The organism is Promicromonospora sp. NPDC060271, from assembly GCF_042726755.1.
In the GTDB taxonomy this organism is placed as follows: Bacteria; Actinomycetota; Actinomycetes; order Actinomycetales; family Cellulomonadaceae; genus Promicromonospora.
The window spans coordinates 1-11,991 of record NZ_JBHXBG010000164.1; the positions used below are offsets into that span (position 1 = coordinate 1).

12 protein-coding genes and 1 tRNA gene are annotated in these 11,991 nt (G+C 70.8%); 6 read left to right on the forward strand and 7 right to left on the reverse strand.

Features of this window, described 5'->3' with window-relative positions; all coding sequences use genetic code 11:
* Window positions 1–128: 128 nt before the first annotated feature.
* The 3 genes from ACFWE2_RS20655 (at window position 129) to ACFWE2_RS20665 (ending at window position 2,599) form a co-directional block, all read left to right on the forward strand.
* On the forward strand, window positions 129–797 hold the full coding sequence (locus ACFWE2_RS20655) for a hypothetical protein (RefSeq protein ID WP_377226089.1): 669 nt from the start codon (window positions 129–131) through the stop codon (window positions 795–797).
* 63 nt (window positions 798–860) lie between these two features.
* Window positions 861–2,402 (forward strand): alpha/beta hydrolase, encoded by a 1,542-nt coding sequence (locus ACFWE2_RS20660; protein WP_377226090.1) that lies wholly within the window; start codon window positions 861–863, stop codon window positions 2,400–2,402.
* Between the two features lie 124 nt (window positions 2,403–2,526).
* A tRNA-Thr gene (locus tag ACFWE2_RS20665) sits at window positions 2,527–2,599 on the forward strand.
* An 80-nt stretch (window positions 2,600–2,679) separates the two neighbouring features.
* Here ACFWE2_RS20665 and ACFWE2_RS20670 read toward each other — a convergent pair.
* Window positions 2,680–3,066 (reverse strand): DoxX family protein, encoded by a 387-nt coding sequence (locus ACFWE2_RS20670; RefSeq protein WP_377226091.1) that lies wholly within the window; start codon window positions 3,064–3,066, stop codon window positions 2,680–2,682.
* A gap of 73 nt (window positions 3,067–3,139) precedes the next feature.
* Window positions 3,140–3,985, reverse strand: a complete 846-nt coding sequence (locus tag ACFWE2_RS20675) for an SDR family NAD(P)-dependent oxidoreductase (protein ID WP_377226092.1) — start codon at window positions 3,983–3,985, stop codon at window positions 3,140–3,142.
* Window positions 3,986–4,098: 113 nt separating this feature from the next.
* Between ACFWE2_RS20675 and ACFWE2_RS20680 the strand changes: the two genes are divergently transcribed.
* Window positions 4,099–4,704, forward strand: coding sequence for a TetR/AcrR family transcriptional regulator (locus ACFWE2_RS20680; RefSeq protein ID WP_377226093.1), 606 nt, complete (start codon window positions 4,099–4,101; stop codon window positions 4,702–4,704).
* On the opposite strand, the gene ACFWE2_RS20685 is transcribed toward ACFWE2_RS20680, so the two are convergent.
* Entirely contained in the window at window positions 4,701–5,123 is a 423-nt protein-coding gene (locus ACFWE2_RS20685; RefSeq protein WP_377226094.1) for a DUF2809 domain-containing protein, read from the reverse strand. The two genes, ACFWE2_RS20680 and ACFWE2_RS20685, sit on opposite strands and share 4 nt — an antisense overlap.
* Window positions 5,120–6,181: a cell division protein ZapE gene (gene zapE / locus ACFWE2_RS20690; protein WP_377226095.1), complete on the reverse strand. Its 1,062-nt coding sequence runs from the start codon at window positions 6,179–6,181 to the stop codon at window positions 5,120–5,122. Before zapE ends, ACFWE2_RS20685 begins: the two co-directional genes overlap by 4 nt.
* A gap of 23 nt (window positions 6,182–6,204) precedes the next feature.
* Here zapE and def point away from each other — a divergent pair, with 23 nt between their 5' ends.
* Entirely contained in the window at window positions 6,205–6,894 is a 690-nt protein-coding gene (gene def, locus ACFWE2_RS20695) for a peptide deformylase (protein WP_377226096.1), read from the forward strand.
* A 3-nt stretch (window positions 6,895–6,897) separates the two neighbouring features.
* Here the strand turns inward: def and ACFWE2_RS20700 are convergent, their stop codons facing one another.
* The 3 genes from ACFWE2_RS20700 to ACFWE2_RS20710 all read right to left on the reverse strand — a co-directional run bounded on the left by ACFWE2_RS20700 (window position 6,898) and on the right by ACFWE2_RS20710 (window position 9,096).
* Window positions 6,898–7,491 carry an alpha/beta family hydrolase gene (locus ACFWE2_RS20700; protein WP_377226097.1) on the reverse strand — a complete coding sequence of 198 codons (594 nt, stop codon included), beginning with the start codon at window positions 7,489–7,491 and terminating at the stop codon, window positions 6,898–6,900.
* A gap of 86 nt (window positions 7,492–7,577) precedes the next feature.
* A complete protein-coding gene (locus ACFWE2_RS20705) occupies window positions 7,578–8,426 on the reverse strand; it encodes a hypothetical protein (RefSeq protein WP_377226098.1) in 849 nt (282 codons plus the stop codon).
* Window positions 8,427–8,475: 49 nt separating this feature from the next.
* Window positions 8,476–9,096, reverse strand: a complete 621-nt coding sequence (locus tag ACFWE2_RS20710) for a hypothetical protein (RefSeq protein ID WP_116673358.1) — start codon at window positions 9,094–9,096, stop codon at window positions 8,476–8,478.
* A 297-nt stretch (window positions 9,097–9,393) separates the two neighbouring features.
* Between ACFWE2_RS20710 and ACFWE2_RS20715 the strand changes: the two genes are divergently transcribed.
* The gene (locus ACFWE2_RS20715) at window positions 9,394–11,955 is read left to right on the forward strand and encodes an ATP-dependent Clp protease ATP-binding subunit (RefSeq protein ID WP_377226099.1); all 2,562 of its coding nucleotides are present in this window, start codon (window positions 9,394–9,396) and stop codon (window positions 11,953–11,955) included.
* Window positions 11,956–11,991 lie beyond the last annotated feature (36 nt).

The window sequence follows — 11,991 nt, forward strand, 5'->3', positions numbered from 1 at the left end:
CCTGACCTTTTACCGACCGAGGGTGAAGTGCAAGATCCGCAGCGGCCGCCACATGAGAGGGGGTGGAGGAGTCGCGGTCGCGACCCCTCCACCAGGTGAATTTCGGCGGCGAGTGGAAGGATCTGGGCATGAGAATCAGGCGGATGGACCGGTCCGGTGTCACAGCACGGCTCTCGGCGCGCGCGGGCGTGGTGGCCCTCGGCGTCGGGATGACGGCCGTGCTCGCGCTGTCGGGGTGCGCACAGTCGGACGTCGGCGGGTCCGAGGCGGGCGACTCGAACGCGTCCCAGGCGCCGGAGGAGAGCGACCTGACCAGCCCCAGCCCCAGCCCCAGCCCGACGGACGGCGAAGGTGCCGGCCAGGACGACGAGCTGCCACAGGCCGCCGACATGGAGCTCGCGGCGGGGAACTCCGGGCGGGGTCTGCCGCCGGGTCTTGAGGGCAGCACCGACTCGCCGGTCGGCGTCGCGTGGGCGCCGGTGGAGGGTCTGCTGTACGTGGTGACCAACGGGTCCAGCTCCTGCCCCTTGTTCGCGAAGCCGGAGGCGACGCTCGGTTCGGGCGGCGGGTCCGCGAAGGTCGATGCGGCGGACGGCGTGCTCACGGTGCAGTTCATGCCCGCGAGCGACGGCATCTGCACCATGGACTTCGTGCCGACGACCACCGTGGTCGAGGTGCCGGCGGAGGTCGACACGGGCGACCCCGTACCGGTGGTCCTGGGTGACAAGGGCGACGTCGAGCTCCTGCCCCGTCCCGCCGAGGGCGAGCCCGGACCGGTGGCCTGGCTCGACTCGTGAGGGTCGCGTGTCGGTTCGCCAACGGGTAAGAAATCTCCCCAGCACAACCGATAGGTTGTCCGGGTGACTCGCCCCGCCCGCCGTCGTCAGCCTGCGGCCGTCGTCGCCACGCTGCTCACCGCTGTTCTCCTGCTCGCCGCCTGCGGCGCACCGCCCAAGGTGCAGACGGCGCTGGAGGACGTGGGCAAGTCGGACGGCTCGGCGACGGTGGGCGCGCCGAAGGGTTTCGAGGACTACTACGGCCAGTCGCTGGAGTGGACGGACTGCGGCGAGGGCTTCCAGTGCGCGACGGCGTCCGCGCCGCTCTCCTGGCACGACGCCGGGGCCGGCAGCATCGAGATCGCGCTCAAGCGGATCCCCGCCTCCGGGCAGAAGATCGGTTCGCTGCTGGTCAACCCGGGCGGGCCGGGCGGGTCGGGCGTGGACTTCGTGGGGGACTCCAGCGGGTTCGGGCCGTCGCTGCGCTCGTCGTTCGACATAGTGGGCTTCGACCCCCGCGGTGTCGGCAAGTCGACGCCGGTGAAGTGCTACGACGACGCGGGCAAGGACACGTTCCTCAGCACCGACTACCCGTACACGGAAGAGGGCCTGGCCGCCCGGCAGGACGCCGTCCGGGAGTGGGGCAGGGCCTGCGCCGAGAACACGGGCCCCCTGCTGGGGAACGTGGACACGCAGTCCGCCGCACGCGACATGGACATGCTCCGGGCCGCGCTCGGCGACGACAAGCTCAACTTCCTCGGCTTCTCCTACGGCACCCAGCTCGGCGCCACCTACGCGGGCCTGTTCCCGAAGCGGACCGGGCGCCTTGTGCTCGACGGCGCCCTCGACACCACGCTGGCCTCGGACGAGGTGGCCCTGCAGCAGGCGGAGGGCTTTGAGAGCGCCCTGCGCGCGTACGTGACGGACTGCCAGGCGAGCGGCGACTGCCCGCTCACCGGCGACGTCACGAGCGGCCTGCAGCAGATCCAGGCGATCGTCGAGGACGCGGAGCCCAACCCGATCCCGACGTCCTCCGGCCGGAAGGTGACCAAGAAGCTCGCGTTCTACGGCGTGGCCGTCACGATGTACGACGAGGGATCGTGGTCGTTCCTCACGCAGGCCCTGCAGGAGGTCCTGTGGGAAGGCAAGGGTGACGACCTGCTGTACCTGGCCGACGTCTACAACGACCGCAACGAGGACGGCACGTTCAAGTCCAACAGCGAGGAGGCGTTCCGCGCGATCAACTGCGCCGACTCCCGCGCCGAGGAGGACATGGCGACCATGCAGCAGCTCGCCGCCGACATCGAGGCAGCGGCGCCCACGCTCGGCGAGTCGTTCGGGTACTCGGGCATCGAGTGCACCGACTGGCCGTACCCGGCGGCGAAGCAGGAGTTCGACCCGGCAGCGAAGGGTGCGCCGCCGATCGTCGTCATCGGCACCACCAACGATCCAGCCACCCCGTACCGGTGGGCCGAGTCGCTCGCGAAGACGCTGTCGTCGGGGACGCTCGTCACCTACGAGGGTGAGGGCCACACGGCGTACGGCCGGTCGAACACGTGCATCAGCACGGCCGTGGAGGACTACCTGGTGGAGGGCACCGTCCCGGAGGACGGCCTCACCTGCTGACCGCCCGAGGCCCGAATCCGGCGGGTCGAGGACGTCACACGGTTTCGCTTTGAAACCTGGGCCATCCATTGGGTACAGTAAGGCCCGCTCACCCATCCGGTTCTGCTCGGATCGTGGTGCGTACGCCGCCTTAGCTCAGTCGGTAGAGCATCTCACTCGTAATGAGAAGGTCGAGAGTTCGATTCTCTCAGGCGGCTCAGCACGCAGAAAGCCCGGAACCTCAACGGTTCCGGGCTTCTTTGTTGTCCGACGTCGGAGGCGGCGCCACCCGGCCGGATCAGCCCACGAACGCCTCCGGGCCGAACCGGCCCCAGGCCACGAAGGCGATCAGGGCCAGATAGGTCAGGTCCACCAGCGCGAACCGGTACTCGCGCCGGCTGATCCGGGTCGCCGCCGCGCCGACCATGATCATCGCCAGCCCCAGGGCGGCCAGCGGCACCAGCTCGGGTGCGATGCCGGACGCGGCGGGCAGGATCAGTCCGAGGCCGCCCAGGATCTCCAGGACGCCGATCGTCTTGACGGCGCCCGGGCTGAAGTCCTCGACCCATGCGGCCGCAGGTCCGGTTGCTGCGATCTTCTGCTTGCTCAGGATCACCTTGAGCGCGCCGCCGCCCACGTAGGCGACGGCGAGCAGACCGGCAACTATCCACAGGGCGATGTTCATACGGTTTTCCTCGGAACGACTGTTGTCTGCCCCGCCGACGACATCGCGGCCCCGCATGTGACAACACCGTCGTCTACCCCTGTGGTGCCGGGACCGGCTCCTCGGCGGCGCGGCTCACCGCCTCCCACTCCTTCCAGATCCGACGCCGTTCCTCGGTGACCTCGAACGCGATGTCGTAGGCAGTGCCGCCGAGGAGCAGCCGGCGCGGCGGCCGAGGGCTGGTGACCAGCTCCAGGATCGCCGCGGCAGCACGCTTCGGGTCGCTGTCGACGCTGTTCTCGGCGAACTGCGCGGCCAGCCGGTCGCGCAGCCCGTCGTATTCGGGCAGCGGCGTCGCGGTGTCCATGGCGGTGTAGAGATCGGTCCAGTAGCCGCCCGGCTGGACGATCGTCACGTCGACGCCGAACTCGGCGAGCTCGTGCGCCACAGACTCGCTCAGGCCCTCCAGCGCGAACTTGCTCGCGCTGTACAGGCCGGTGCCCGCGAAGCCCGCGAGGCCGCCGATGCTGGAGATCTGGATCAGATGGCCGGAGCGCTGGCGGCGCAGTACCGGCGCCACGGCCTGGGTCACCCAGACGGCACCGAAGAAGTTGGTCTCCAGCTGGGCGCGGACCTGCGCCTCCGTGAACTCCTCGACGAACCCGTACGACATGGTCCCGGCGTTGTTGATAACCACGTCGAGGCGGCCGAAGGTTTCGACGGCCCGCCGGACGGCGTCGCCTACCGACGCCGGGTCGCGGACGTCGGCGGCGATCTGGAGCAGACCGTCGCGGTCGTCGTCCTCCCGGATCGTGCGAGACACAGCGGCAACCTGGTCACCCAAGGCCAGTGCGGCCTCGGCGAAGGCGCGGCCCAGACCACGGCTGGCTCCGGTGACGAACCAGGTGCGGCGCTGCGGGGTGGTGATCGGTTCGGTCATGGGTGCTTCCTCCATAGTTTGTCGAGACGGAACGTCTCGACAAGAACAGTGGCAGGCCGATCCGCGGTTGTCAATACGCAACGTCTCGTCTCTACGTGCGGTACCGTGCCTGAATGGCGACGACACAGCAGCCGTCCACCGGGCGGCGCCGCAACCCCGCCACCCGCGCGGCGATCCTCGGCACCGCCTTCGACGTCGTGGCCGAGCTCGGTTACGCACGGTTGACCATCGAGAAGGTGGCGGCCCAGGCAGGTGTCGGCAAGCAGACGATCTACCGGTGGTGGCCGAACAAGGGCGCCCTGGTGCTGGACGCCGTCCTTGAGCGCTCGCTCGGTCCCGGAGACCCAGGCGACCTGCCCGACAGCGGCGACCTCGAGGACGACCTGACCGCAGTGCTGGTCGCCACTGTCGAGGAGTTCGCCGACCCCGCGTTTGACCGTGCCCTGCGGGGCCTCACCGCGGCGATCATCGAAGACCCGGAGCTGAGCCGGGCCTATCGCGAGCGGCTGGACGAGCCGATGCGCGACCTCAAGCGGCGTCGGCTCCGCCGGGCGCAGGAGGCGGGCCAGCTCGACGCCGACGTCGACCTGGACCTCGCGGTGGACCTGATCTTCGCGCCGGTCACGCGGCGCTGGACGGAGCGGTCCGGCGACCTCTCACCCGAGGGTGTGCGAGCGATCGTCCAGGGCGCGCTACGCGGGCTGGCTGGCTCCGTCTAGCGGGACTGCGGGGCCGGCCGGCGTCGTCGCGCCGCCCGCACGCTCCGCGCGGCCAGGTGCAGAGCCCAGCCGAGCGCGGCGCCCAAGGCGTAGAAGGGCAGGTCCGGCGCGTTGAAGGTGGTGCCGAGCACCAGCCGCGCGAGCGTGCTGTGCGCACCGAGCTCGGCGGGGACGCCGGTCAGCTGGAAGAGCTCGACGGCGGTGCTCACCGCGAACGCCACGACCGCGGCCACCCAGGCCCGGGTGCGCGGCGCCACGACGAGCACGAGCCAGAAGATCAGCAGCGCATAGAGTGCATCGCCCGCGTACTTCGCGACGTCGCCACCGAGCACCGACCGCACGGACAGGCCGGCCGCCACGGTCACCAGCGCCGCGACAGCGGGTAGCAGCCGCTGCCGGAGCCTTGTCGGACCCGTCACGTGGACTCACTCATGTGCGCAGTCTGCCGGAGCTGCCGCAGGCGGCTGGCTGCCCGGCCCAGGTCGGGTGGCGCCGGGCGGCCCGCCGGCACCGCGAGCAGCTCGTCCACCGGGCGCCGCGCCGTCAGCACGAGCGGCAGATCGCGGTCGTACAGCACGTCCACGAGACTCACGAACCGCTGCTGGTTGTTCACGGGGCACTCGGCGAACGGCACCACGTCGGTCACCACCCACCGCCCGAACCGCTCGGCGAGCGACAGCATGTCCAGTGCCGAGACCGGGGCGGCGCACAGGCCCGTGAAGTCGAACCAGACGACGCCGGCCGCGGCGCGCAGGGCGCGCACGCTCCGGCCGCCGCCAAGTGCGACCTCCACCGCCTCACGAGGGCTCGGCGGGAGCAGACCGGCGTCGGCGAGCTGCCGAGCGGAGCCCGGCACGAGGGCGGATCCGCCGCGCCACCCCGGGGTCACCGGTGCGCCGTCGAGCAGCCGGAGCCCGCGGTAGTCCACCGGGCCGTCGACCGGCAGGACGTCCAGCTCGGCCTCCAGGAGGGCGATGAGCGGTTCGGCGAGCTCGTGGAACAGCGGGTCGGGCAGCAGGCCTTGCGGCGGGTAGTTCGACGTCGCGACGAGGATCACGCCACGCCCCAGCATGGTGCGTAGGGCGCGGGAGAGGAGCATGGCGTCACCGGCGTCGTGCAGGTGCAGCTCGTCGAAGCAGAGCACCCGGGTGTCGCCGAGCAGCGCGTCCAGGGCCCGGTCCATCGCGTCCGGCGTACCCGTACGCGCCCACACCTCGGCGTGGAGCGCACGGTAGAACTCGTGGAAGTGGAACCGCGGGCCGCCTGCGAGAGCGTGGAAGCGGTCGAGGAGCCAAGTCTTGCCGCGGCCCACCGGCCCCCAGAGATAGGCGCCGTGCGCGCCGCCGCGAGGCCTGCGCCGGGTGTCGGTGGCCAGCCGCTTCAGCAGGCTCTCGAGGTGCTCCGCCGCGGCGAGCTGTGCGTCGTCGAGCACGTACCCCGCCGTGCGCGCGGCGTTGCGGATCGGCGTGGACGGCATGCGTCGAAGGTACCCTCTGTGCCATGGCATGGACCCGCCCCCGACGGCGCAAGCCCGTCACCTACCTGCTCGGAGAGCCGGTCGAGGAGTATCCAGCGACAGCCCCCGAGGTGGGCCGCGGCCGCGTGCTGCGCATCACCGAGATCGGTGAGCCCGTGCTGCACAACCCGGCCCGGACAGTCGAGACGTTCTCGACGCCTGAGCTCGCCCGGCTCATCGACGACCTGTTCGCCACCATGGAGTCGGCGCAGGGTGTCGGTCTGGCGGCCCCGCAGGTGGGCGTCGATCTCCGCGTGTTCGTGTACGACCTGACGGACTCGTCGGGCGACCGGCACGTGGGGCACGTGGTGAACCCGGTGCTCGAGATGGACGCCGAGGCAGAGCCGGAGACCGAGGAGGAGGGCTGCCTCTCCGTGCCGGGCGCCTACGAGCCGCTGGTGCGCCCCGGCCGGGCGACCGTGCGCGGCGTGGACCAGCACGGCGGACCGGTGCAGCTGACGGGCAGCGGGTACCTGGCGCGCTGCTTCATCCACGAGTCGCAGCACCTCGACGGCGTCCTCTACTGGGACCACCTGGACGCCGACCTGCAGGCGGACGCGCTGGAGCAGCGTGACGAGGAGCGCGCGCACATCATCGCGGAACGCCGCGAGATCGCCATCGAGCTGGACAAGACCCCGCCGGAGTACCCGGAGAAGCCGGCCGGCGGTCGCTGATCCTCACGTCGCTGATTCCCGCAGCGAGATGACCCAGGCGGCGACGGCGGCCGCCACCGCCTCCTGCCGGGCGGCGCCGCGCATGTCGTGCGCCCCGGACAGCGTCACCGTCGTGACGGGTCCGGGGATCGCCGCGACGTGCTCCGCGAGCTCGTCAGGGGTGCCGAAGGCATCCTTGTCGCCGGACACGAACAGCGTGGGGACCGAGATCTGCCCGAAGTGCTCCACGCGGAGCTTCTCCGGCCGTCCCGGCGGGTGCAACGGATAGCTGAGGAGCACCAGGCCCGCGGCGGGCAGTCCCTCCGCGACGGCCATCGAGCACATCCGCCCGCCGTACGACCTTCCGCCGAGGAGCAGCCGGTCCGTCGGGACGGCGAGCTCGTCGGCCCACGCCGTGGCTTCCGCCCGCAGGTGCGCGACGGCGACGGGCGCACGGTCCGGCATGCGCCGGCCCTCCAGGCGGTACGGGAAGTCGGCACGCCGCACGGGCAGCGCCGGTTCGACGTCGGCCAGTGCGTGCTCGACGGCGACGAGCGCAGGGCTCTCCCGGTTCGCGCCCGCGCCAGGGGTCAGCAGGAGGCCTGCGGGAGTGCTCACGGACCCAGTCTGCACCGGGCGCGGCGTGCGAGCCCGGTGCGTCCGGTGCTGCGCGGCGACGGGGCGGACGTGCCGCTCCGGCTCCGTCAGGTCAGGCGGCGCCAGAGCACCAGCACACCGCCCGCGGTGAGCACCGCGCCGCTGCCGAGCACTGCCACCCAGCCGAGGGGAGAGATGACGTCGTCCTGCCGGACGGCGACCGCCTGGGTCCGGGGCCCTCGGTGGTCGTAAAGGCCCTGCAGGGCGTCCGCGTCGGACGACGTGGGGGTCGGCGAAGGGCTCGGGGTGCTCGAGACGGACGGCGAGGGCGTAGCGCTGGGTGTGGGCGTCGGGGTCGGCGTGGGGGTAGGGGTGGGTGTCGAGGAGGGCGTCGGCGCCGGCTCCGCGGTGTCCTGGGCCTTCGGCCGCGCGGGCTTCGGCGCCGTGGCAGGGCGCTCTCCCTGCGCCGGCCGCTCCGCAGGGGTGGGCGTGGGCGTCGGGGTGGGTGTCTCGGTCGCGGGCGGCTGGTCGTCGCCCCGGCACGCCGTGCTGCTCTCCGACTCGTGCCAGCTGCTCGCGTCCTCGACCTCTACCCACACCACGCAGTAGCCGTCCGGATAGTTGTACCGGGCCTCCCAGAACATCGCCCAGCCGTTGTTCCGCTCGTCCCGGGTGAGCTCGCGGGAGTACGCCTGGCCGCCGTTGCGCTGACCGAGGGGCCGGACCACGTAGGCGAGCTCGTCGCTCTCGCCGTCCCGCTCGAAGGCGACGCCGTCGGCGTTGACCCAGATGTCCTCGCGATAGCCCTCGGCGGCCGCCGCGCGCTGTTCGACGACGTCCGTTCCCACGAGGGCCAGCACCGTCAGCAGGAGCAGGATCAGCAGGGCCGGGCGCCGGGCCGCGGCGTCACGCGCCCTCGGCCGCGGCGTCGCGTCGGAGGCGGTGGCACGGATCACAGCGGCGATCGTACCGCCGTGCGGCATGCCGCTGGGGGTGAGTTCCGGGTCAGAACCGCGGACCGTCCTCGCCGTGGAGGAGGTTGCGGATGGGGCGCGTGACGACATCCACGCGATCCACCAGGTCAGACGGCCCGGTCACGACCACGGCACGGTCCGCGGCGGGGGAGTACACCGCGGTCACGTTGCGGACGGTTACGCGCATGCAGCGCTTGGCCGTGCCGTCCACCCGGAACTGACGGGTCTCGCACGGTACGTCGTCGACCTCGGCGACTATCGCCCGCATGGCGCTGCGGTAGTCCTGGTAGGACTCGGCCAGCTCAGTGACGTCGGTGATCTCCGGCGGCGCGGCCGGGTCGACGTCGGCGTGCAGCGGTGCGACGAGCGCTCCGCTGCAGGCGGCGCGGACGATGTCCTCGATCTGCGCAGGGGTCGCCGGGACGCGGAGGGTCTCGACCTCGACGGTCTCACCGGAGAACGTGCGATAGGAGCGCAGGAAGCGTTCCTCGGTGGGGTCCGTGCTGTCGGAGATGCCCGTGACCTCCTCCTCGACCAGGTCGAGTCCCCAGGTCAGCGGGTCGTCGACCTCGCCGACGACGCCGGAGAACCGTGCGAAGCGCGCGACGATCTGTTCCCAGGACTCGGGGGTCGGGCTCGGTTCGTCCGCCATGTGGCCTCCCCGGGACGGTTACGGGTCTGACACCGAGACTGCCGGGTGCGGGGGAAGGCGTCAATTACCTCCGCGGGAATCGGCCCGGAAACAGCCGGGACTCGCCGTCGAGAGCCCGCGCCCGGGCGTGTCGCCGCGCACCGGCGTGTTCGCCGCCGTTCGAGGGCCGGACATCGTCACGCCCCTGGCGAACAAGGGCATCGATCGGCCCATGGGCGCGTTGTGAGCGCATAGAGTCGTTGCGGTCAGGCCTGGTACCGCCGGTGCAGGTGTACGCCGCTCGTGAGGGAGCAGCACATGTTCGAGAGATTTACGGATCGCGCGCGTCGCGTCGTCGTCCTCGCCCAGGAAGAGGCGCGGATGCTGAACCACAACTACATCGGCACGGAGCACATTCTGCTCGGCCTCATCCACGAGGGTGAGGGTGTGGCAGCCAAGGCGCTCGAGTCGCTCGGGATCTCGCTCGACGGCGTCCGCACCCAGGTCACCGAGATCATCGGTGAGGGGCAGCAGGCGCCGAGCGGGCACATCCCGTTCACGCCGCGTGCCAAGAAGGTCCTTGAGCTGTCGCTGCGCGAGGCGCTGCAGCTCGGCCACAACTACATCGGCACCGAGCACATCCTGCTCGGTCTCATCCGCGAGGGTGAGGGCGTCGCGGCACAGGTGCTCACCAAGATGGGTGCAGACCTGAACAAGGTGCGCCAGCAGGTCATCCAGCTGCTGAGCGGCTACCAGGGTAAGGAGCCCGTCTCCGCAGGCGGTCCCCAGGAGGGCCAGCCCGCGGGCTCGGCAGTGCTCGACCAGTTCGGCCGCAACCTCACCCAGGCCGCGCGCGAGGGCAAGCTGGACCCGGTCATCGGTCGTACGCAGGAGATCGAGCGGGTCATGCAGGTCCTGTCCCGCCGCACCAAGAACAACCCGGTGCTGATCGGTGAGCCCGGCGTCGGCAAGACGGCCGTCGTCGAGGGCCTCGCGCAGGACATCGTCAAGGGTGATGTCCCCGAGACGCTCAAGGACAAGCAGCTCTACACGCTGGACCTCGGCGCGCTGGTCGCCGGTTCGCGTTACCGCGGTGACTTCGAGGAGCGCCTCAAGAAGGTGCTCAAGGAGATCCGCACGCGCGGCGACATCATCCTGTTCATCGACGAGATCCACACCCTCGTGGGTGCGGGTGCCGCCGAGGGTGCCATCGACGCGGCCTCGATCCTCAAGCCCATGCTTGCGCGTGGTGAGCTGCAGACGATCGGTGCCACGACGCTCGACGAGTACCGCAAGTACGTCGAGAAGGACCCGGCCCTGGAGCGCCGCTTCCAGCCGATCCAGGTGTCCGAGCCGTCGCTCGAGCACGCCATCGAGATCCTCAAGGGTCTGCGCGACCGCTACGAGGCGCACCACCGCGTGTCCATCACGGACTCCGCGCTGGTCTCCGCCGCGACCCTGGCGGACCGGTACATCAACGACCGGTTCCTCCCGGACAAGGCGATCGACCTGATCGACGAGGCCGGGGCCCGTCTGCGCATCCGCCGCATGACGGCGCCGCCGGAGCTCAAGGAGCTCGACGAGAGCATCTCCGAGGCGCGCCGCGAGAAGGAGTCGGCGATCGACGAGCAGGACTTCGAGAAGGCCGCCGGCCTGCGTGACAAGGAGAAGCAGCTCACGCAGCTCCGCGCGGACAAGGAGAAGGCCTGGAAGTCGGGTGACCTCGACACGGTCGCAGAGGTCGACGACGAGCTGATCGCCGAGGTCCTGGCGATGTCCACCGGTATACCGGTCGTCAAGCTCACCGAGGAGGAGTCCAGCCGGCTGCTCCACATGGAGGAGGAGCTGCACAAGCGGGTCGTCGGCCAGGAGACCGCCATCAAGGCGCTGTCGCAGGCCATCCGCCGTACGCGGGCCGGGCTCAAGGACCCGAAGCGCCCCGGTGGCTCGTTCATCTTCGCCGGCCCAACGGGTGTCGGTAAGACCGAGCTCGCCAAGGCTCTCGCGGAGTTCCTGTTCGGTGACGAGGACGCGCTCATCCAGCTCGACATGTCCGAGTTCTCGGAGAAGCACACGGTCTCGCGACTGTTCGGCTCCCCGCCCGGATACGTCGGCTACGACGAGGGTGGCCAGCTCACCGAGAAGGTGCGCCGCAAGCCGTTCTCCGTGGTCCTGTTCGACGAGGTGGAGAAGGCGCACGCCGACATCTTCAACTCGCTGCTGCAGGTGCTCGAGGACGGCCGCCTCACCGACTCGCAGGGTCGAGTGGTCGACTTCAAGAACACCGTGATCATCATGACCACCAACCTCGGCACGCGGGACATCGCCAAGGGCGTCCAGACCGGCTTCAACTCCGGCGGCGACCTGGTGACCTCCTACGAGCGGATGAAGGCGAAGGTCAACGAGGAGCTCAAGCAGCACTTCCGGCCCGAGTTCCTCAACCGTGTGGACGACACGGTCGTGTTCCCGCAGCTCTCGCAGGACGAGATCATCCAGATCGTCGACCTGGAGATCGCGAAGCTCGACCGTCGCCTGCGCGACCGGGACATGGGCATCGAGCTCACGCCGGCCGCCAAGCACCTCCTGGCGGAGAAGGGCTACGACCCGGTGCTCGGCGCCCGTCCGCTCAAGCGAGCCATCCAGCGGGAGATCGAGGACACGCTGTCCGAGAAGATCCTGTTCGGCGAGCTCACGGCGGGTCAGCTGGTGATCGTCGACGGCGAGGGCGAGGGCATCCTCGGCGAGTTCAGCTTCCGTGGTGTGGAGCGGGACGAGCGTCGTCGTCCGACCACCGCAGAGCCGCAGTCGGTGCCCGCGGGCGCCGGGCTGGTGCCGCGCGACCTGCCGCCGTCGGGCCAGATGGCTGCCGGCGGGGCATGATCGCCCGGTAGTTCTACGGACCACAGAGGCCCGGCC